The 18723-nt window shown below is 72.6% G+C and carries 16 protein-coding genes and 1 pseudogene; 13 read left to right on the forward strand and 4 right to left on the reverse strand.

Going from position 1 to position 18723, the window contains the following annotated elements; translation table 11 throughout:
- Positions 1 to 5 precede the first annotated feature (5 nt).
- The 4 genes from ACIQU3_RS04055 to ACIQU3_RS04070 all read left to right on the forward strand — a co-directional run bounded on the left by ACIQU3_RS04055 (position 6) and on the right by ACIQU3_RS04070 (position 6350).
- Complete coding sequence (locus ACIQU3_RS04055) at positions 6 to 263, forward strand: HypC/HybG/HupF family hydrogenase formation chaperone (RefSeq protein ID WP_403727932.1); 258 nt, start codon at positions 6 to 8, stop codon at positions 261 to 263.
- 108 nt (positions 264 to 371) lie between these two features.
- The gene (locus tag ACIQU3_RS04060; RefSeq protein ID WP_403923280.1) at positions 372 to 3068 is read left to right on the forward strand and encodes a GNAT family N-acetyltransferase; all 2697 of its coding nucleotides are present in this window, start codon (positions 372 to 374) and stop codon (positions 3066 to 3068) included.
- A gap of 32 nt (positions 3069 to 3100) precedes the next feature.
- Positions 3101 to 3847 carry a CBS domain-containing protein gene (locus tag ACIQU3_RS04065; RefSeq protein ID WP_403923282.1) on the forward strand — a complete coding sequence of 249 codons (747 nt, stop codon included), beginning with the start codon at positions 3101 to 3103 and terminating at the stop codon, positions 3845 to 3847.
- Positions 3848 to 4028: 181 nt separating this feature from the next.
- Positions 4029 to 6350, forward strand: a complete 2322-nt coding sequence (locus ACIQU3_RS04070) for a heavy metal translocating P-type ATPase (RefSeq protein WP_403727926.1) — start codon at positions 4029 to 4031, stop codon at positions 6348 to 6350.
- A gap of 48 nt (positions 6351 to 6398) precedes the next feature.
- On the opposite strand, the gene ACIQU3_RS04075 is transcribed toward ACIQU3_RS04070, so the two are convergent.
- On the reverse strand, positions 6399 to 7274 hold the full coding sequence (locus ACIQU3_RS04075) for a universal stress protein (protein ID WP_403727924.1): 876 nt from the start codon (positions 7272 to 7274) through the stop codon (positions 6399 to 6401).
- A gap of 341 nt (positions 7275 to 7615) precedes the next feature.
- Here ACIQU3_RS04075 and ACIQU3_RS04080 point away from each other — a divergent pair, with 341 nt between their 5' ends.
- Genes ACIQU3_RS04080 through hypE form a run of 8 tightly spaced genes read left to right on the forward strand, consistent with a single transcriptional unit; the run spans position 7616 to position 14950 of the window.
- Positions 7616 to 8779 carry a 4Fe-4S dicluster domain-containing protein gene (locus ACIQU3_RS04080; protein ID WP_403727922.1) on the forward strand — a complete coding sequence of 388 codons (1164 nt, stop codon included), beginning with the start codon at positions 7616 to 7618 and terminating at the stop codon, positions 8777 to 8779.
- On the forward strand, positions 8776 to 9234 hold the full coding sequence (locus ACIQU3_RS04085) for a Crp/Fnr family transcriptional regulator (RefSeq protein ID WP_403727920.1): 459 nt from the start codon (positions 8776 to 8778) through the stop codon (positions 9232 to 9234). Before ACIQU3_RS04080 ends, ACIQU3_RS04085 begins: the two co-directional genes overlap by 4 nt.
- Complete coding sequence (locus tag ACIQU3_RS04090) at positions 9231 to 10049, forward strand: FAD/NAD(P)-binding protein (RefSeq protein WP_403727918.1); 819 nt, start codon at positions 9231 to 9233, stop codon at positions 10047 to 10049. Before ACIQU3_RS04085 ends, ACIQU3_RS04090 begins: the two co-directional genes overlap by 4 nt.
- A 1-nt stretch (position 10050) precedes the next feature.
- Positions 10051 to 10806: an oxidoreductase gene (locus tag ACIQU3_RS04095; RefSeq protein ID WP_403727916.1), complete on the forward strand. Its 756-nt coding sequence runs from the start codon at positions 10051 to 10053 to the stop codon at positions 10804 to 10806.
- The gene (locus ACIQU3_RS04100) at positions 10803 to 12134 is read left to right on the forward strand and encodes a Ni/Fe hydrogenase subunit alpha (RefSeq protein WP_403727915.1); all 1332 of its coding nucleotides are present in this window, start codon (positions 10803 to 10805) and stop codon (positions 12132 to 12134) included. Before ACIQU3_RS04095 ends, ACIQU3_RS04100 begins: the two co-directional genes overlap by 4 nt.
- Before the next feature lie 19 nt (positions 12135 to 12153).
- Positions 12154 to 12819 (forward strand): CBS domain-containing protein, encoded by a 666-nt coding sequence (locus ACIQU3_RS04105; protein WP_403727912.1) that lies wholly within the window; start codon positions 12154 to 12156, stop codon positions 12817 to 12819.
- A complete protein-coding gene (hypD, locus tag ACIQU3_RS04110; RefSeq protein ID WP_403727910.1) occupies positions 12816 to 13919 on the forward strand; it encodes a hydrogenase formation protein HypD in 1104 nt (367 codons plus the stop codon). Before ACIQU3_RS04105 ends, hypD begins: the two co-directional genes overlap by 4 nt.
- Positions 13916 to 14950: a hydrogenase expression/formation protein HypE gene (gene hypE, locus ACIQU3_RS04115; protein ID WP_403727908.1), complete on the forward strand. Its 1035-nt coding sequence runs from the start codon at positions 13916 to 13918 to the stop codon at positions 14948 to 14950. The genes hypD and hypE overlap by 4 nt, the downstream gene beginning before the upstream one ends.
- Before the next feature lie 188 nt (positions 14951 to 15138).
- Here the strand turns inward: hypE and ACIQU3_RS04120 are convergent.
- Positions 15139 to 15453: pseudogene (locus ACIQU3_RS04120) on the reverse strand (Hsp20/alpha crystallin family protein); the annotation flags it as partial.
- A 105-nt stretch (positions 15454 to 15558) separates the two neighbouring features.
- On the reverse strand, positions 15559 to 16275 hold the full coding sequence (locus ACIQU3_RS04125; protein WP_403727906.1) for a CBS domain-containing protein: 717 nt from the start codon (positions 16273 to 16275) through the stop codon (positions 15559 to 15561).
- Positions 16276 to 16467: 192 nt separating this feature from the next.
- Between ACIQU3_RS04125 and ACIQU3_RS04130 the strand changes: the two genes are divergently transcribed.
- Entirely contained in the window at positions 16468 to 16920 is a 453-nt protein-coding gene (locus ACIQU3_RS04130) for a universal stress protein (RefSeq protein ID WP_403727901.1), read from the forward strand.
- A 100-nt stretch (positions 16921 to 17020) separates the two neighbouring features.
- Here ACIQU3_RS04130 and ACIQU3_RS04135 read toward each other — a convergent pair whose 3' ends face one another.
- Positions 17021 to 18649: a multicopper oxidase family protein gene (locus ACIQU3_RS04135; RefSeq protein ID WP_403727898.1), complete on the reverse strand. Its 1629-nt coding sequence runs from the start codon at positions 18647 to 18649 to the stop codon at positions 17021 to 17023.
- Positions 18650 to 18723 lie beyond the last annotated feature (74 nt).

Raw genomic sequence — 18723 nt, forward strand, 5'->3', positions numbered from 1 at the left:
CGGTCATGTGCCTGGGCATTCCGGGACGGGTCCTGGAGATCCGTGACGACGCCGGGCTGCGCATGGCCACCGTCGACTTCGGGGGTGTGCGGCGCGAGGTCTGCCTCGCCTGCACCCCCGGTGCGGGTGTCGGGGCGTACGTCATCGTGCATGTCGGTTTCGCGATCACCGAGGTCGACGAAGCCGAGGCGCGGCGCACGCTCGACGTCCTGCGGGCGATGGCGGACGCCGTGGAGACGGAGCTCGGCGAGCCACTGCCGTGAGGGCCGGTCCGGGACCGTCGGGCCTGCCGCCGTGCCCGATCGGCCCATCGGCCCACCGCTGCGCGAGGACGAGGCTGAAAGTGCAGACCTGCCGACGAGAGGCACATCATGACCGCCATCCCGGCATCCGGCGAACGGGTGCACGCCCTCCTCACCGACGGCACGACGGTGTGCGTACGGCCCGCGGGACCGGACGACCAGGAGGCCGTCCTGCGGTTCTACACGGAGATGTCGGACGCGAACCTGCGGCTGCGCTTCTTCTCCGTGAGCCGGCGCTCCGCCGAGCAGGCAGCCGCCCGCCTCGCCCGGCCGGCCGGCTCCGGCAACCGCACGCTCGTCGCCGAGCACGGCGGCCGGATCATCGGAATCGCCGAGTACGAGGTCGACGACGCGAAGACGCCCGGCAGTGCCGAGATCGCGCTCGCCGTCAGCGACGCCCGCCACCACCGCGGAGTGGGCACCCTGCTGCTGGAGCACCTGGTCTCCGCGGCCCGCGCACGAGGCATCACGACCTTCACCGCGGACGCGCTCGCCGAGAATCACGCGGTGCTCAAGGTCTTCGCCGACCTGGGGCTGCGCGCCGAACGGCACTTCGAGGGGCCGGAGGTGCGCTGTGTGATCCCGCTGGACGACACGGAGGACTACCGCACGAGCGTCGAGCACCGCGGGCAGGCCGCGGATGTGGCCAGTCTGACGCCGCTGCTGCGGCCCCGGTGCGTCGCCGTCATCGGCGCCGGACGCAGGCCCGGCTCGGTGGGCCGGGCCCTGCTGCACAACGTGGCCACGGGCCGGTTCACGGGCCATCTTTACGCGGTCAACCCGGCGGCGCGGTCGATTCTCGGCATCCGCTCCTACCCGGCCGTGCATGCCCTGCCCCGGGTCCCCGACCTGGCCGTGATCGCCGTACCGGCCGAGGGTGTCGCACAAGTGGCACAGGAATGCGGTCAGTTCGGTGTCCGTGCCCTGCTGGTCGTCTCCGCCGGGCTCGACGCCGGGCAGTCCGGGGCCCTGCTGGCAGCCTGCCGTGATCACGACATGCGCCTCGTCGGCCCCAACTGCCTGGGCTTGGCCAACACCGAGGACCGCATCCGCCTCGACGCCACCTTCGCCGCCGCGCACCCCGCGCCGGGCAGCGCGGGCGTCGCCGTGCAGTCCGGCGGGGTCGGTATCGCACTGCTCGGCGGTCTGGAGCGGCTCGGTATCGGCGTGTCCGGCTTCGTCTCGCTCGGCGACAAGTACGACGTCAGCGGTAACGACATGCTCCAGTGGTGGGAGTCCGACGGGCGCACCGACCTGGCGCTGCTGCACCTGGAGTCGTTCGGCAATCCGCGCGCCTTCTCCCGTACCGCGCGCCGGGTCACCCGCCGCATGCCCATCCTGACCGTCGACGCGGGCCGTACGGAGGCGGGCCGTCGTGCCGCCGCCTCGCACACCGCCGCTGCCGCCACGACGACCATGACCCGGCGCGCGCTCTTCGCCCAGGCCGGGATCACCGCCACCCGCACGATCCCCGAACTGCTGGAGACGGCGGCCCTGTTGCACTCCCAGCCGCTGCCCGCGGCAAGCCGGGTCGTCGTGGTGACCAACGCGGGTGGCGCCGGTGTGCTGGCCGCGGACGCCTGCGCGGAGGCCGGGCTGGCCCTGCCCGCGCTGCCACCGGGCGTCGCCGAGGATCTGCTGGCCGTGCTGCCGCGGGGCGCGAGCACCGCCAACCCCGTCGACGCTACGGCGGCGGTCTCCGAGGAGCAGCTGCGTGCCTGTCTGGACCGGCTCGCCGCCCATGACGGCATCGACGCGGTACTCGTCGCACTGGTGCCCACCGCCGTCGCGGCCGCGACCGGCGACGTCCTGGTCAAGGCCCTGACCCACGCCCCGGAACGCCGCTCCCGCACCCTCGCCGCCGTCCTCCTGGACCAGGACGTGCCGGTGCGGCTGCTGCCCTCGGACACCGGCCGGGTACCGGCGTACGCGGACCCGCAGGCCGCGGCCCGGGCACTCGCCCATGCCGCCGAGCGCGCCCGTTGGCTGGCCCGTCCGCCCGGCACCGTCCCGGCTGCGGACGGCATCGACACCGCGCGCGGCCGGGCCGTGACCGAGCGGTTCCTCACGCGGCATCCCGGCGGAGGGTGGCTCGACCCGCGGACCTGCGCCGAGCTTCTCGACTGCTATGGCATCCCCCAGTCGCCGTGGGCCTGGGTGGAGACCGAGGACGAGGCGGTGTGGGCCGCCGACCGGCTGAAGGGGCCGGACGGGCGTGTGGTGCTCAAGGCCCACTGGCCGGGGCTCGTGCACAAGACCGCCCGGCGCGCGATCCACCTGGACCTGCGCGGCGACGCACAGGTGCGCGCGGCCTTCCGGGACTTCGATGCCCGCTTCGGTCACCTCATGACGGGGGCCGTGGTCCAGCCGCTCGCCCCGCGCGGCATCGAGTTGTTCGCGGGTGTGGTGCAGGACGAGGTCTTCGGGCCGCTGATCCTGTTCGGGCTGGGCGGTACGGCGACCGAGGTTCTGGCCGACCATGCGGCCCGGCTGGCCCCGCTCACCGACCAGGACGTGCACGATCTGATCACCGCGCCGCGCTGCGCGCCGCTCCTTCTCGGGGGTGACGGCACCGGCCCGGTCGATCTCGCGGGGCTGGAGCAGTTCCTGGTGCGGCTGTCGCAGATGGCCGGTGACCTGCCGCAGGTGGCGGAGGCGGACTTCAATCCGGTGCTCGCCCTGCCCGAGCGCGTCACCGCCCTCGACGCCCGGATCCGGCTGCTCCCACGCCGTACACACGATCCTTATCTGCGCCGCCTGCGATGAACGCGCGCAGCACGGAAGAAAGGCGGGACACCATGAAACACGGCAAGGTCGGTGCCCTGATGACGTCCGACGTCGTCCGCGCCGAGTACGGCACGCCGTTCAAGGAGGTGGCCCGGCTGCTCGCCGAGCACCGGATCAGCGGCCTGCCGGTGGTGGACGACGACGAGAAGGTCCTCGGCGTGATCTCCGAGACGGATCTGATGGCGAGGCAGGCCGACGCTCCCGGCCCACCGGAGCCGCACCATCGGTTCCACCGGCCCGGGTGGACGCCGCTCGGGTGGACGCCGGGATCGCGCGCTCGTCGTACCAAGGCACGGGCGCGTACGGCCGGACAGCTCATGTCCAGCCCGGCCATCACCGTCCACAGTGACGCGACCGTCGCCGAGGCGGCCCGTGTCATGGCACGCCGACGCGTCGAAAGGCTCCCGGTCGTCGACGACGAGGAGCGGCTCGTCGGCATCGTCACCCGCCGCGATCTCCTCCAGGTCTTCCTGCGCCCCGACCCGGAGATCCGCTCGAGCATCCGCGACGACGTCCTCGTCCGAGCCCTGTGGCTCACCCCCTACTCCGTCGACGTGGACGTGCACGAGGGCGTGGTCACGCTCACCGGGCAGTTGGAGCGGCGCAGCGAGTGCGCCACGGCGGTGGAGATGTGCCGCCGGACGGACGGCGTGGTCGCGGTCGTCGACCACCTCACCCACCGTTTCGACGACTCCTGGCGCCGGCCCGACGATCCGGCCCCGCAGGGGATCACCGGGAACTGGCTGCGCAAGTTGTGAGAACGTGCGCCGGCCGGCCCCCGCCGGGTCTGCGCGGGCCGATCGGCCTTCGTCGTGACGCCGCGCGGCCGGGCGGCCCCCGCACAGGGCCGTTCGTCCCCTGCCGCCGGCACCGTGAGCCGCGATGTCCTGGTCGGGGACCTGTGAGACGGCCGCCGCTTCGGACGGACCGAGGTGAGCCATGAATCCCGCCATCCGCAAAGCCCGGCTCGGCCGCCTGGCGTCGGCGGCCTCGCTGGAACCTGCTCTTCTGGTCGTCACCACGGCGGCGGTGACCGCCGGCGGCATCGCATGGCTCCTCGGTGCCGGCGGTCTCGCCGACCTTCTGTGGGGCCTGGGCACGGTGTCCGCCGTCGTACCCGCGGTGGGGTGGGTGTGGTCGGCGCTGCGGCATGGGCATGCCGGCGTGGACGTGATCGCCGTGCTGGCCCTCGCGGGCACCCTGGCCGTCGGCGAGTACCTGGCCGGTGCCCTGATCGGCCTGATGCTCGCCACCGGCCGCACCCTGGAGGCGGCCGCCCGCAGGCGCGCCTCCCACGACCTGCGTGCCCTGCTGGAACACGCCCCGCGCTCGGCTCGTCGCCGCACGGAGAACGGGGTGCTCATCGTGCCGCTTTCCGAGATCGCCGTCGGCGACCTGCTCGTGGTCGGCCCCGGCGAGGTGGTCCCCGTGGACGGCACCGTGGAGAGCTCGGCGGCCGTCCTCGACGAGTCCGTCCTCACCGGCGAGCCCCTCCAGACCGAACGGCCCCGAGGCACCGCAGCGCGCAGCGGCGTCGTGAACGCCGGGCGCGCCTTCGAACTGCGAGCGACCGCGACCGAGCAGGACAGCACGTACGCCGGGATCGTGCGGCTGGCCAGACAGGCGGGCGCGGAGAACGCGCCCGTCGTGCGGCTGGCCGACCGCTACGCGGCCTGGTTCCTGCCGCTGTCCCTCGCCGTCGCGGGTCTGGCCTGGCTGATCAGTGGCTCCGCGGTGCGGGCGGTGGCGGTCCTCGTCGTCGCCACTCCGTGCCCGCTGCTGCTCGCCGCGCCGGTCGCCATCGTCTCCGGTCTCTCCCGTGCCTCACGCCTGGGTGTGGTCATCAGGGACGGTGGCGCTCTGGAGAATCTCGGCCGGTCCCGCACCCTGCTGCTGGACAAGACCGGCACCCTCACCCGCGGCCGTCCCCGCGTCGTCGACGTCACCGCCGCGCCCGGCTGGACACCCTCGGAAGTGCTCCGCCTGGCCGCGTCGGTCGACCAGTACTCGCCCCACGTGCTCGCCCGGGCGATCGCAGCCACCGCACGCGAACGCGAGCTGGATCTGTCGGTTCCCGCCGACGTCACCGAGGAACCAGGCCGGGGCGCCACCGGGACGGTGGACGGACACCGCGTCGCCGTCGGCCGCACCGACTTCGGCCGGTCCCGTCCCGCCTGGGCCGGGGCGGTCGACAACCGTGCCCTCCTCGACGGGGCGGCCGTCGCCTGGCTCACCGTCGACGGGAAGCCGGCCGGCGCCGTCCTCCTGCGCGACCCCTTGCGCCATGACGCACCGCGTACCCTGCGCCACCTGCGTGCGGCGGGCATCGACCGGGTGCTGATGCTCACCGGGGACCGCGCCGAACCCGCCCGCGAGGTCGCCGCCGTCCTGGGCCTGGACGACGTACGCGCCGAGCTCGGGCCGGCGGAGAAGGTCGAGGCCGTGCGTGCCGAGCGGGACCGTGCGGTCACCGTGATGGTCGGCGACGGCGTGAACGACGCCCCCGCCCTCGCCGCCGCCGACGTCGGCGTGGCCATGGGCGCCCGGGGCTCCACCGCCACCTCCGAAGCGGCCGACATCGTCCTCACCGCCGACCGCGTCGACCGGCTGGCCGACGCCGTCACCATCGCCGTACGCGCCCGGCGCATCGCTGTGCAGAGCGCCCTCGGCGGCATGCTGCTGTCTCTCGCCGCGATGGCAGCGGCGGCGGCCGGGCTGCTCCCGCCGGCCGTCGGCGCGCTGCTCCAGGAGGGCATCGACGCCGCCGTCATCCTCAACGCGCTGCGCGCCCTGCGCGTGGACCGGGCGATGCGTCCCGCCCTCACGCCGGACACCGAGGCGCTGATCCATCGTTTCGCCGCCGAACACGACGACCTCCAGGATGTCCTCGAAGCCGTACGCGCCGCCGCCGACCGGCTGTCCGACGCCCCGGGCCCCGAGGCCCTCGCGACAGTCGAGGAGGCGCACCGGCTGCTCACGGAGCGGCTGCTGCCGCACGAGGACGCCGAGGAACACCGGCTCTACCCCGCCCTGGCTCCCGCTCTCGGCGGCCCCGAGGCCACCGCCACCATGAGCCGTGCCCACACGGAGATCGAGCGTCTCTCCCGCCGTGTCGCCACCCATCTGCGCCTCGCCCATGCCGCGGGTGGCCTGGCCCCGGAGCAGCTCGACGACCTCCGCTCCTGTCTGTACGGCCTGCACACCGTGCTGCGCCTGCACTTCACGCAGGAAGAGGAGAGCTACTTCTCCTTGGCGCCGTGAGTGCCGCGGAAGTGCCGGCTGTTCGGCGGGGTGCGGGCCGTCGGACGGTCATGTCCGCTGAGGCACGACCGCGACGGGGCAGTCCGCGTGGTGCAGCAGGGTGTGGCTCACCCGGCCCAGCTGGAGGCCGAAGTGGCCCGCCCGGCGTCGCGCGCCCACGATCACGAGGTCGGCGGCGGCCGAGCGGTTCACCAGCACCCTGCGCGCCGGTCCCTCGACCGCGGCGCGGCGCACCCGCACGGCCGGGTGGTCGGCCATGACGTCGGCCACCAGCTCGTCCACCAGGTCCGTCGCCCGCTTCTCGTGCTCGTACACGGGGGCCTCAGCCGGTGCCGGGGGGTCGGTGCCCTCGTTCAGCGGAAGGCGCCACGCGCGGACGACGTCGAGCTCGCACCGACGGGCCTCGGCCTCACGGAACGCGAACCGGACGGCTTCGCCGCTCGTGTCGGGCTCCCCCGCACCGAGCAGGATCCGGCCGTGCGTACCGGCCAGACCTGCCCTGTCGCCCCGGACCACGACGACCGGGCAGTACGCACGGGCCGCGACAGCGAGGCTCACCGAGCCCAGCAGCGCCCCCTTCAGCTCTCCACGACCGCGCGACCCGGTCACCAGGGCGGAGGCGTTGTCTCCCTCGCGCAGGAGGGCGGACACCGCTTCCGCGGCCACCGCCTCGCCCGTCACCTTGAGGTCGGGGCTGAGGCGTCGAACGCGTTCCACGGCGGAAGCCACTATGTGGTCCGCCATCACGCGCTCCGAGGGACGCTCCCGGCCCAGCGACGGCAACGCGCCTTCGTAGCGCTCCCACAGGGAGCCGTGGACCAGCCGCAACGGCAGACCGTGACGGACGGCCTCGTCCACCGCCCAGTCGATGGCCAGGATGCTGCCGTCCGATCCGTCGACGCCCACGATCAAGGGCAGTTCCATGATCCCCACCGCCTGTTTCTCGGGTTGCCATCACGTACAGCAAGGGGTCTCCCTCCAACGGTCCCACTCCGGCTCCCTCGGGGGCAGGGACGGCCGGTCCCCGGCCGGGGACGTTCGGCCCATCTCGGGCAGGAGACCCGATGGGGTCCCTCCGCACCGGCCGGAGCCTTGGGACGTCCTGCCCGTTGTGTGCGCCGAGCCGCCCCGCGCCGGGCCCGTCGCGACCGACCGCGTCATGGAGGCCGAAGGTCCCCATGACGGTGCCCGGGCGGCCCGTGGTGTCGCACCGCCCGGAGGAAGAGGCTGACAGCAGGGACCCGCACGGGATGCGGAGGGCGACGATGACGAACAGCCCGACGAACGGCGTCCTGGACCGGGACGGGTTGAGCGCTCTGGTCCGGCTCCTGGATGCGCGGGGGCGCACGGTCATCGGCCCCACGGTCCGGGACGGTGCGGTCGTCCTCGACGCGATAGCGTCGGCCGACGACCTGCCCTTCGGATGGGGCACGGAGGTCGAGGCCGGTCGTTACGGCCTCGTGCCACGTGCTGACGGTGCCGTGTTCGCCCACACGGCCGGCCCTCAGTCGTGGAAGACGTTCCTGCACCCGCAGCGCGAGAAGCTCTGGAGCGCCGAGCGGACGCCGGACGGCCGCCTGTCGGTCACCGAGGAGCACCCCACGCAGCCGTCGTACGCCTTTCTGGGCGTACGACCCTGCGATCTGCGGGCGATCGCGATCCAGGACCGGGTCCTGGCCGGCGGCCGGTACCGGGACAGGGGCTACGAGGAACGGCGGACGGGAGCCTTCCTGATCGCCGCCGAGTGCACCGAACCGGGTGCCACGTGCTTCTGCGTCTCCATGGGCGGCGGCCCGGCGGCGGACGCCGGGTTCGACCTCGCGCTGACCGAGGTCCTGGACGAGACCGGTCACCGCTTCCTCGTTCGCACGGGCAGCGAGGCCGGGCAGGACGTCCTGGCGCATGTCTGTCATCAACCCGCCGACCCCGCGACGGAGTACGCGGCCCATGCCGCGGTCGACGCCGCCCGTGACCGGATGGGACGGACCATGCCGCCCGTGGACCTGAGGACGCTGATGGGCGAGAGCCTGGAGGCCGACCGCTGGGACGACGTCGCGGCCCGCTGCCTGACCTGCGGCAACTGCACCATGGTGTGCCCCACCTGCTTCTGCACCACCACGGAGGAGGTCACCGACCTCTCCGGCGACCACGCCGAGCGGTGGCTGCGCTGGGACTCCTGCTTCGACGTCGACTTCTCCCACCTCCACGGCGGGCCCGTGCGGTCCTCGGCACGCAGTCGCTACCGCCAGTGGCTCACCCACAAACTCTCCACCTGGTACGAGCAGTTCGGCAGCTCCGGCTGCGTGGGCTGCGGACGCTGCGTCACCTGGTGCCCGGCCGGCATCGACATCACCGAGGAAGCCACGGCGTTGCACGACGAACTCACCGGCCGTCTGCGGCGCGAGAAGCAGAGGGAGACGGAACGATGACCTCCACCACCACTCTTTCCATGGCTCTCCCGGTCGAGCACCGCGATCGGCTGATGGGCCTCGCCCGCGAGGTCTCCTTCGAAGCCGGGAAACGGCTCTTCGAAGAGGGCCGCAAGGCCGACCGGTTCTGGATCATCCGGACCGGAACGGTCCTCCTGGACCTGCACGTACCCGGCCGGCGCGCCGCCGTCATCGAGTCCCTGGGACATGGCGAGCTGCTCGGCTGGTCCTGGCACTACGCACCGTTCGTGTGGCAGCTGGGCGCCGAGGCACTCAGCCCCGTACGTGCCTGGGAATTCGACGCGGGGGCCGTACGGGCGGCGGGTGCGCAGGATCCCGAGTTCGGCAGGGCGATCGCGACCTGGGTGGGGCGGGTCGTGGCTCACCGGCTGCAGGCGACGCGCATCCGCCTGCTGGACCTGTACGCGCCCTACGGCGGCGGGAGCGAGCGATGACGGATCTCCCCGTGCCCTACAGGGTGAACCACGTGCGGCGCGAGACGGCCGACACGGTCAGTCTCACGCTCGCGCCCGCCGGCGACGAGGCGCTCGGGCCCTTCGCCCCCGGGCAGTTCGCCATGGTGTATGCCTTCGGAGTCGGGGAGATCCCTGTGTCGGTGTCCCGGATCGGGCAGCGGGAGCTGGTCCACACGATCCGTTCGGTGGGCGCCGTCTCGGCCGCGCTGTGCGCGCTCCGGCCGGGCGACGAGGTCGGCGTGCGCGGCCCGTTCGGCACCGGCTGGGAACTGGAGCGCGCGGCCGGCCGGGACGTCGTGGTCGTGGCGGGCGGGATCGGTCTCGCGCCGCTGCGGCCTCTGGTACTGGCCGCACTGGCGGCTCGGCCGGCCTACGGGCGGCTGAACGTGCTCGTCGGCACGCGCTGTCCCGACGATCTCCTGTTCGCCGAGCGGATACGCACCTGGGCCGCCTCGTCCGGCCCGCCGCACTGCCGGGTCACGGCCGACCGGCCGTCCCCGGCCTGGTGGGGGCATGTCGGGCTGGTCACCACACTGCTGAACACCGTGCGTTTCACGGCGGAGAACACCACGGCGTTCGTGTGCGGCCCCGAGGTCATGATCCGGGCCACCGCCCGCGACCTGCTCCACCGGGACGTGCCCGCGCACCGGATCCGGGTCTCGCTGGAGCGGAACATGCGCTGCGCCACCGGGCACTGCGGCCACTGCCAGCTCGGTGGTGTGCTGCTGTGCCGCGACGGCCCCGTGATCGGCTGGGACCGGGCCGAATCCCTGCTCTCGGTGAGGGAGTTGTGAGATGACCGTCCCCACGCTCGCGGTGTTCAAGCTCGCCTCCTGCGACGGCTGCCAGCTCACGCTCCTGGACTGCGAGGACGAGCTCCTCGCACTCGCCGGGAAGGTGCGCATCGTCCACTTCCTGGAGGCGTCCAGCGCGGTGGAGCCCGGCCCGTACGACCTCACGCTCGTCGAGGGCTCGGTCACCACACCCGCCGACGCCGAGCGGGTCCGGGAGATCCGCGCGCAGTCCCGCTACCTCGTGACCATCGGCGCCTGCGCCACCGCCGGGGGCATCCAGGCGCTGCGGAACTTCGCCGACGTCGAGGAGTTCACCCGCACCGTGTACGCACGGCCCGACTACATCGACACCCTCGCCACCTCGACCCCCGTCTCCGACCACGTGGACGTGGACTTCGAGCTGCGCGGCTGCCCCATCGACCGCGGGCAGCTGATCGAGGTGATCACCGCCCGTCTGGCCGGCCGCAAACCGGACGTCCCGAACCACAGCGTGTGCTTCGCCTGCAAACGCCGCGGCACGGTGTGCGTCACCGTGGCACACGGCACCCCCTGCCTCGGCCCCGTCACGCACGCCGGGTGCGGGGCCATCTGCCCGGCGTACGGGCGCGGCTGCTACGGCTGCTTCGGCCCGTCGGGCTCGCCGAACCTGCGGGCACTGATCCCGCTGCTGCACCGCGACGGCCTGGACGACCGCGACGTCGAACGCCTCCTGCACACCTTCAACGCACCCGATTTCGACAAGGAGGCACGGTCATGACCCACCGTGGCTCCCGCGTCCTGCGGGTCGGCTCCCTCGCCCGCGTGGAAGGGGAGGGAGCCCTGCACCTGCGCGTAGCCGGCCGCAGGGTCGAGGAGGCGCGCCTGCGGATCTACGAACCGCCGCGCTTCTTCGAGGCCTTCCTGCGCGGCCGCTCGTACACCGAGCCGCCCGACATCACCGCCCGGGTGTGCGGGATCTGCCCCGTGGCGTACCAGATGAGCGCCTGCCGGGCGATCGAGGACGCCTGCGGGGTCGAGGTCGGACGCCCGATCCGCGAACTGCGCCGGTTGCTGTACTGCGGAGAGTGGATCGAAAGCCATGCCCTGCACATCTACCTCCTGCACGCCCCGGACTTCCTCGGCTGCGACAGTGCCGTCGGCCTCGCCCGCACCCGGCGCGCCGACGTGGAGCGGGGACTGCGGCTGAAACAGGCGGGCAACGCGATTCTCGAACAGCTCGGTGGCCGTGCGATCCATCCGGTCAACGTCCGGATCGGCGGCTTTCACCGGGCGCCCGCCCGAGCCGAGCTGCGGCCGTTGCGGGAGCGTCTGCGGCGGGCCGCCGACGACGCGTGGGACACGGTCCGCTGGGTCGCGGGCTTCGACCTTCCGGACGCCGCACTCGACGCCGACCTGCTGGCCCTCGCCTCTCCGGCGACGTACGCCGTCGAGGACGGCGTCCCGACCGTGCTGCGCGGCGACGGTGGACGGGCGAAGTTCCCGGTCCGCGCCTTCCTCGATCATGTGCGCGAGGAGCAGGTGCCCCACTCGACCGCACTGCACTCCCGGCTCGACGGCCGGCGCCATCTCACCGGGCCGCTCGCCCGGTTCGCGGTCGGCGGCGCCGGGCTCTCGTCCACGGCGCGGGAGGCCGCACTCGAGGCGGGGCTGGGTGATCCCGCCCGGGGAGCGGTGTGCCGCAACCCGTACCGGTCGGTGCTGGTGCGGGCCGTGGAGGTGGTCCACGCGATCGACGAGGCGCTGCGGATCATCGAGGCGTATGAGCCTCCGGACCGTCCCCACGTCGACGTTCCCCCCGTCGCGGGCACCGGCCATGGCGCCACCGAGGCACCTCGCGGACTGCTCTACCACCGCTACGAGCTGGACACCGAGGGGACCGTCACGGACGCGTGCCTGGTGCCGCCCACCGCGCAGAACCAGGGCGCCATCGAGGACGACCTGGTCCGGACCGTCGAGCAGGTCCTCGCCGAGAGCGATCCGTCCGACGAGGAACTGACGCGCCTGTGCGAACGGGCCATCCGCAACCACGACCCGTGCATCTCGTGCTCCACGCACTTCCTGGACCTGACCGTCGACCGCACCTGATGCCCTCAGGAGGAACACCATGCGCATCAGTCCGCACCTCGTCAGCGACGTCATGACCCACACCGTGGTGGCGGTGGGCCGTGACGCCCCGTTCAAGGACATCGTCACCCTCATGCAGGAATGGAAGGTCAGCGCCCTGCCCGTACTGGAGGGCGAGGGCCGGGTGATCGGTGTCGTGTCCGAAGCCGACCTGCTGCCCAAGGAGGAGTTCCGCGACAGCGACCCCGACCGGTTCACCCAGATGGACCGTCTGTCCGACCTGTCCAAAGCGGGAGGCATGACCGCCGCCGACGTCATGAGCACCCCCGCCGTCACCGTCCACCCGGACGCCACCCTCGCCCAGGCAGCCCGCGTCATGGCCCAGCGCAAGGTCAAACGACTGCCCGTCGTCAACGACGAAGGCCTCCTCGAAGGCGTCGTCAGCCGCGCCGACCTCCTCAAGGTCTTCCTGCGGACCGACGACGAGATCGCCGAGGAGATCCGCCACGAGATCCTCCTGCCCCTCTTCCCCACCACACCCGAGCCGGTCCTGGTGGACGTCACCGACGGCGTCGTCACCCTCACCGGCCGGGTCGGGGACGCCTCCTTGGTACCGATCGTCGCCCGCATCGTGCGCTCCGTCGAAGGCGTCGTCGACGTCGACCTGGCCCTGTCCGGCGGAGCACGAGTGAGGGAACCCGGATGAAGTACCTCGACGAATACCGTGACCCGGCACTCGCCCGGAGGCTGCTGGACGAACTGCGCCGCACCGCGTCCACGCCCTGGCGGATCATGGAGGTCTGCGGCGGCCAGACCCACACCCTCGTCCGCCAGGGCATCGACGAACTGCTGCCCGCCGGCATGCGCATGATCCACGGCCCGGGCTGCCCGGTGTGCGTCACCCCGCTGGAGACCCTGGACCGGGCGATGGCCATCGCCGGCCGCCCCGGCACGATCCTCACCAGCTTCGGCGACATGCTGCGGGTGCCCGGCACGGACACCGACCTGCTGTCGCTGCGGGCGCGCGGCGCGGATGTACGGGTCGTGTACACGCCGATGGACGCGGTGCGCATCGCCATGGAGTGCCCGGAGCGCCAGGTCGTCTTCCTCGCCGTCGGGTTCGAGACGACCGCGCCGGCCAACGCCATGGCGGTGCTGCACGCCGCACGTCTGGGGCTGGCCAACTTCTCGATGCTGGTCAGTCACGTTCTGGTGCCGCCCGCCATGACCGCCCTGCTGGAGGACCCGGACTGCGAGGTCCAGGCCTTCCTCGCGGCGGGGCACGTGTGCGCGGTGATGGGCTGGCGCGAGTACGAACCGATCGCCGCCCACTACCGCGTGCCCATCGTGGTCACCGGCTTCGAACCGCTCGATCTGCTGGAGGGCGTCCTCATGGCGGTACGCCAGCTGGAACAGGGCCGCTGCGAGGTCGAGAACCAGTACGTGCGGGCCGTGCGCCGCTCGGGCAACACCGAGGCGCAGGACGCGGTCCGCACCGTGTTCCGTGTCACCGACCGTGCCTGGCGCGGCATCGGCGAGCTGCCCGGCAGCGGCCTGGAACTCACCGGGACGTACGCGCGTTTCGACGCCGCGCTGCGGTTCGACGTCGGCGGTCTTCGCACCGTCGAGGACCCCGAGTGCATCGCCGGCGCCGTACTCACCGGTGCCCGGCTGCCCACGGACTGCCCGGCATACGGCACCCGCTGCACGCCCCGCCATCCGCTCGGCGCACCGATGGTGTCCGCCGAAGGCACCTGCGCGGCCTTCCACGCCGCCGGCCGCACGACGGAAGTGCATGCGCCATGACCCCCGACTGCCCCGTCCCCCACCACGAGGACGACGTCGTCCTGCTCGGTCACGGCGCGGGAGGGCGGTTGACCGCCGAGCTCCTCGACACGCTGGTGCTGCCCGCCCTCGACGGGCACCAAGGACCTCTGGAGGACGCCGCGCTGCTGCCCGGCCGCCCGGACCTCGTGATCAGCACCGACAGCTTCGTCGTCAGCCCGCTGTTCTTCCCCGGCGGCGACATCGGCTCCCTGGCCGTGCACGGCACGGTCAACGACCTGGCCATGCGGGGAGCGCGGCCGATCGCGCTGTCCGTGGCCCTGATCGTCGAGGAGGGTCTGCCGCTCGCCGAACTGCGCGGTGTGGTCGAGTCATTGGGCGAGGCGGCTCGTGACGCCGGGGTCCCCGTCGTCACCGGCGACACCAAGGTCGTGGGCCGTGGCGCGGTGGACAAGATCTTCGTCAACACCACGGGTGTGGGACACCGGCACCTGGGGCTGCGCCCGTCCGCCGCGCTCGCGCGGCCCGGGGACGCCGTACTCCTGTCCGGCCCGATCGGGCTGCACGGCACGACCGTCCTGTCCACGCGCGAAGGGCTCGGCTTCGAAAGCGACATCGCCTCGGACAGCCGCCCGCTGCACCATTTGGTCGACGCCCTCGCGCCCCTCGGCGACCACGTGCACAGCCTGCGCGACCCGACCCGCGGCGGACTGGCCGCGGCCCTCAACGAGATCGCCCGCGACTCGAACGTGACCGTCCACGTCGACGAGAGTGCCGTCCCGGTGCCTCAGGCCGTCGGCGCCGCCTGCGATCTGCTCGGCCTCGATCCCCTGACCGTCGCCAACGAGGGCTGTCTGGTGGCTTTCGTCGCCCCGACGGCGGCGGACGAGGCGCTCGCGGGTCTGCGCTCCCTTTCCGAGGGTCGGCAGGCGGTGCGCATCGGAGAGGTGTCGCCCCGGGGGCCGGAGGGCTGGGTCGTTCTGCACACACTGGTCGGCGCGCGGCGCGTGGTGGACATGCCCCTGGGCGAGCAACTTCCGCGCATCTGCTGAGACATCAGGGGCGTCCGGGGCCCGGACGGCGTGTGCGCGGCCGGTGTGACACCGGCCGCGCACACGGTTGTGGTGCGGACGCCCGCCGCTCTCAGGCGTGCCGCACCGGGATGGCCCCTGGTTCCCGTCTTCTCCTCCGGGACCGGGACCGTGATGGTCAGGACACCGTCCTCGTACTCGGCGGTCGTGTCGTCGCCCCGCGCTCCGGCGGGAAGCCTGACGGCACGGGCGATGGTGCCGTGGCGGAACTCGGTGCGGTGCTTCTCGGTGGTCTGCTCGGTGCGCTCGGCGCGCAGCATCAGCAGCCCGTCCTCGACGGTGATCTCGACGTTGCCGGGGTCGACACCGGGAAGTTCGGCCCGCACGACGTACGTGCCCTTCCCGAGGTGTTCCTCGATGCGGATGCCGTGCAGCCCTGGGGCGACGTGCGCCGCCGGGAGCCCCGTCTCCACCCGGTCGAACAGGTCGGGCCGGCCCGGCACTCGCTCCAGCATGCCGGTCATGTCGCCCTCCTTCCCACAGGTCCAGTCTCCGCCTGCCGGGTGCGGGTGACGAGGGCCGAACGGCCCTGCCCCGCCGGGCTGCGCGGCCCGTCGCTCGCGGGACGCTCATGCCCTCGGCCGTGGCGTGGTCCGCCGCCCTTCCTCCTGCGCCAGGTCCGGTTCGAGGGCGGGACGGTGCGGGGGCCCGGTGAACTCGGGGCGTACGTCCACCACTCCCTCGACGGCCCGCACGAGACGCACGGCCAGCGGTACGACGGAGGTGTCGGGCACGCGGCCGGTGAGCGTGACGACGCCCTCGTTCACTTCGACGCGGACCGCATCGATTCCGTCGGGCAGCCGGCCGGCCAGGACCTCGTGCCGGATCTCCTGTGCGATGTCGTGATCGGGCCGCAGAAACACCCGCAGCAGATCCGAACGGCTCACGATTCCGCGCAGCACACCGTCGTCGTCGACCACCGGCAGCCGTTTGATCTTGTGCCGGGCCATGACACGGGCGGCCCGGGCGAGGGTCGCGTCGGGGTGGACGGTGACGGCCGGGAAGGTCATCAGGTCGGCCGCGGTGATCGCCTGCGCCTTCTCGAGCCCTTCCGGGGGCCGGGCCCGAGGTCCCCGGTCGGGGGCGCTGTCGCGGAACTCCTCCTTGCGCAGCAGATCTGCCTCCGAGACGACGCCGACGACCCGCTTCCGGGTGTCGACGACGGGCAGTGCGCTGATCCGCCGCCCTTCCACGGTCCGCACGATCTCCTTGAAGGTCGCCCCAGCGGACAGAGCGACAACGGTGCAGGTCATCACATCGCCCACTGTGTACACAGAGCCGTGCATGACGTCCTCCACTGCCTGGGAAGTGTCTCCCGACGATTCCAGGCTCGCCCATACCCCCCGGGACGTCATGGGCCGAACGGCCCTGCCCGCCGCCGGCCCCGATGCCCCGGCCAGGGCCGGTCGGCCCTTCCTCCGGCGCACGGATCCGGGCAGCGTGGAGTACGGGGACAGCCACTGCCGAGTGAGGTCACCATGCAATCCTCTGAACCTATTCCACGGCTGGTCGTGGGCGTGGACGGATCTCCCGCCTCCCATGCCGCGTTGCGGTGGGCGGTGCATCACGCACAGATGGTCGGCGGGTCCGTGGAGGCGATCTATGTCTGGGACACGCCGTCCGCCCGGGGCTGGAGCGGACCGGCGGCCGACCCGGACTTCGATCTGGAGCAGGCACGGGAGCGGTTCGCGCAGGAGTTGCGCGCCGTCCTTCCGGGCGAGCGTCCGCCCCGGCTGCAGGAACACCTTGTCCAGGGCGACCCTTCTGAGGCGCTGATCCAGGCCTCCGAGGGGGCCGAGCTTCTCGTCGTGGGCCGCAGGGGAATCGGCGGCTTCGCCCGGGCGATGCTGGGGTCCGTCAGCCAGCGATGTGCCCAGCACGCGGCCTGCCCGGTGGTGGTGGTCCGTCAGGAGAAGGATCCCGCCGGCTGATCGTGGGCCCCGTACTCCCCCTCACCGGACGGCCGCGCGGGCCTCCGCAGGGACGGCCGGCGGCCCACGACCGGGCGGTGACGGCGGCAAGACCGCTGGATCAGCCCTCGTAGCCCACCAGCGCCATCATTCCGGCTTCACCGTGGTAGGCGTTGTGGCAGTGCAGCATCCACTGCCCCGGGTTGTCCGCGTCGAAGTACACCGACAGTGTCTTCTTCGGCAGGACGATCGCGGTGTCCTTGCGCGGGCCGCCGCTGCCGATCTGGTACGTGTGGCCGTGCAGGTGCATCGGGTGCCACATGGTGGTGGTGTTGACGAAGTCCAGCCGTACCCGCTGGCCTTCTTCGACCGTGATCGGGTTCGCGGCCGGGTTGTTCATGTCGAATCGTTCGCCGTTGATGGCCCAGTCGTACGTCATCATGCCGCCGGTCAGCTCGATGCGGTGGACGCGGTCCGCCTTCCTCGGCTGCAGCCGCACGTCGTCCGCCGCGCGCAGCCTCGCCGCGGTCGTGATCATTCCGTCCAGTTCTCTCGGGCGGGCCGTCGGCTTCGGCGCACCGCCCGAGCCCGTGCGGACCAGAGCCATGCCGCCGGCGTTCTTGCCTTCCGCCAGTGCGACGAGCGGGAAGACGCCGTCGTCCAGGGTGACGAGGGCGTCGTAGCGCTCGCCCATGCCGATCAGTACGGCGTCGACCTGCTGATGCCGGATCGGGAATCCGTCGGTGTGGGTGAGGGTGAGCCTGTGGCCGCCGAGGGCGACGCGATAGGCGGTGTCGCCGCCGGCGTTGATCAGGCGCAGCCGGACCCGCTTGCCGGGCCTGGTGCGGAAGACGTCCGGGTCAGCAGGGACACGCCCGTTGACCAGGTGGTAGGGGTACTTCACGTCGCCTGCGTCACCCCCGAGCAGGGAGCTCCGGGCGCCCATGAGCATGAACTCCGACCCCTTGCGGCCGCTGGAGGAGGGGGACGGTGAGCTGCTCGCCGCGCCCGCGCCGGTACCCATGTCCATGCCGCCCATGTCATGGCCCTCGTGGCCCGAGGGGGCGGTTGAGCCGGACGGTCTGCCGGAATCGTGGCCCATGTGCATCCCGCCCATGCCCTGCCTCAACTCGGCGAAGGCCTCGTCCGGGGTGCCGGTGACGCCGTCGAGCCAGTCGTCGAGGACGATCACCCACTCCTCGTCGTACGACAGAGGTTCCCTCGGGTCCTGAACGATCAACGGTGCGTACAGCCCCCGGTCGAGCTGTACACCGACGTGCGGGTGGAAGAAGTAGGTGCCGGGGGCGTTCGCCGTGAACCGGTACGTGAAGTTGTGTCCCGCCCGGACGGCGGTCTGGGTGGCGGGCGGCGCGCCGTCCATGTCGTTGCGCAGGGCGATGCCGTGCCAGTGGACGGAGGTGGTGGCCCCGTCCGGCAGCTGGTTGGACAGCGTGGCGTCGAGCGTGTCACCGGCCGAGACCCGGAGTTCCGTGCCCGGCGTGCGGCCGCTGAACGCCCAGGTGCTGGTCGTGATCCCGGCGCCCAGGTCAACCTTGGCCCGGGCCGCTGTCAGGGTCACCTGGTGCGTCCTGCCGGTTCTGGTGCGCTTCTTTTCCGCGGCGGTGACGGCGGGTCCGGAGGGGCCGGTCAGGGCGAGCGTGTCGCCGGAGCTGCCGCACGCGGCGAGCGCGCCGGCGCCTGCGGCGCCGAGGCCGGCCAGCAGGACGGAGCGGCGGTTCATGCTGTTCACGAGGAGGTTCCTTGTCTCGATGTCGCTGTGGTGGGACCGCATACCGGCGTGGCCGAGCGCAGGTATGGCCGCGC

The organism is Streptomyces sp. NPDC101110 (genome assembly GCF_044759525.1).
In the GTDB taxonomy this organism is placed as follows: domain Bacteria; phylum Actinomycetota; class Actinomycetes; order Streptomycetales; family Streptomycetaceae; genus Streptomyces.

Excerpts from the sequence above, each read along its gene's own strand:
- ACIQU3_RS04055 (WP_403727932.1), top strand. The coding sequence starts at position 6 with ATGTGCCTGGGCATTCCGGGACGGGTCCTGGAGATCCGTGACGACGCC.
- ACIQU3_RS04070 (WP_403727926.1), top strand. The coding sequence starts at position 4,029 with ATGAATCCCGCCATCCGCAAAGCCCGGCTCGGCCGCCTGGCGTCGGCG.
- ACIQU3_RS04095 (WP_403727916.1), top strand. The coding sequence starts at position 10,051 with ATGACCGTCCCCACGCTCGCGGTGTTCAAGCTCGCCTCCTGCGACGGC.
- ACIQU3_RS04105 (WP_403727912.1), top strand. The coding sequence starts at position 12,154 with ATGCGCATCAGTCCGCACCTCGTCAGCGACGTCATGACCCACACCGTG.
- hypD (WP_403727910.1), top strand. The coding sequence starts at position 12,816 with ATGAAGTACCTCGACGAATACCGTGACCCGGCACTCGCCCGGAGGCTG.
- ACIQU3_RS04100 (WP_403727915.1), top strand. The coding sequence starts at position 10,803 with ATGACCCACCGTGGCTCCCGCGTCCTGCGGGTCGGCTCCCTCGCCCGC.
- ACIQU3_RS04085 (WP_403727920.1), top strand. The coding sequence starts at position 8,776 with ATGACCTCCACCACCACTCTTTCCATGGCTCTCCCGGTCGAGCACCGC.
- ACIQU3_RS04060 (WP_403923280.1), top strand. The coding sequence starts at position 372 with ATGACCGCCATCCCGGCATCCGGCGAACGGGTGCACGCCCTCCTCACC.
- ACIQU3_RS04075 (WP_403727924.1), bottom strand. The coding sequence starts at position 7,274 with ATGGAACTGCCCTTGATCGTGGGCGTCGACGGATCGGACGGCAGCATC.
- hypE (WP_403727908.1), top strand. The coding sequence starts at position 13,916 with ATGACCCCCGACTGCCCCGTCCCCCACCACGAGGACGACGTCGTCCTG.
- ACIQU3_RS04065 (WP_403923282.1), top strand. The coding sequence starts at position 3,101 with ATGAAACACGGCAAGGTCGGTGCCCTGATGACGTCCGACGTCGTCCGC.
- ACIQU3_RS04125 (WP_403727906.1), bottom strand. The coding sequence starts at position 16,275 with ATGCACGGCTCTGTGTACACAGTGGGCGATGTGATGACCTGCACCGTT.
- ACIQU3_RS04080 (WP_403727922.1), top strand. The coding sequence starts at position 7,616 with ATGACGAACAGCCCGACGAACGGCGTCCTGGACCGGGACGGGTTGAGC.
- ACIQU3_RS04130 (WP_403727901.1), top strand. The coding sequence starts at position 16,468 with ATGCAATCCTCTGAACCTATTCCACGGCTGGTCGTGGGCGTGGACGGA.
- ACIQU3_RS04090 (WP_403727918.1), top strand. The coding sequence starts at position 9,231 with ATGACGGATCTCCCCGTGCCCTACAGGGTGAACCACGTGCGGCGCGAG.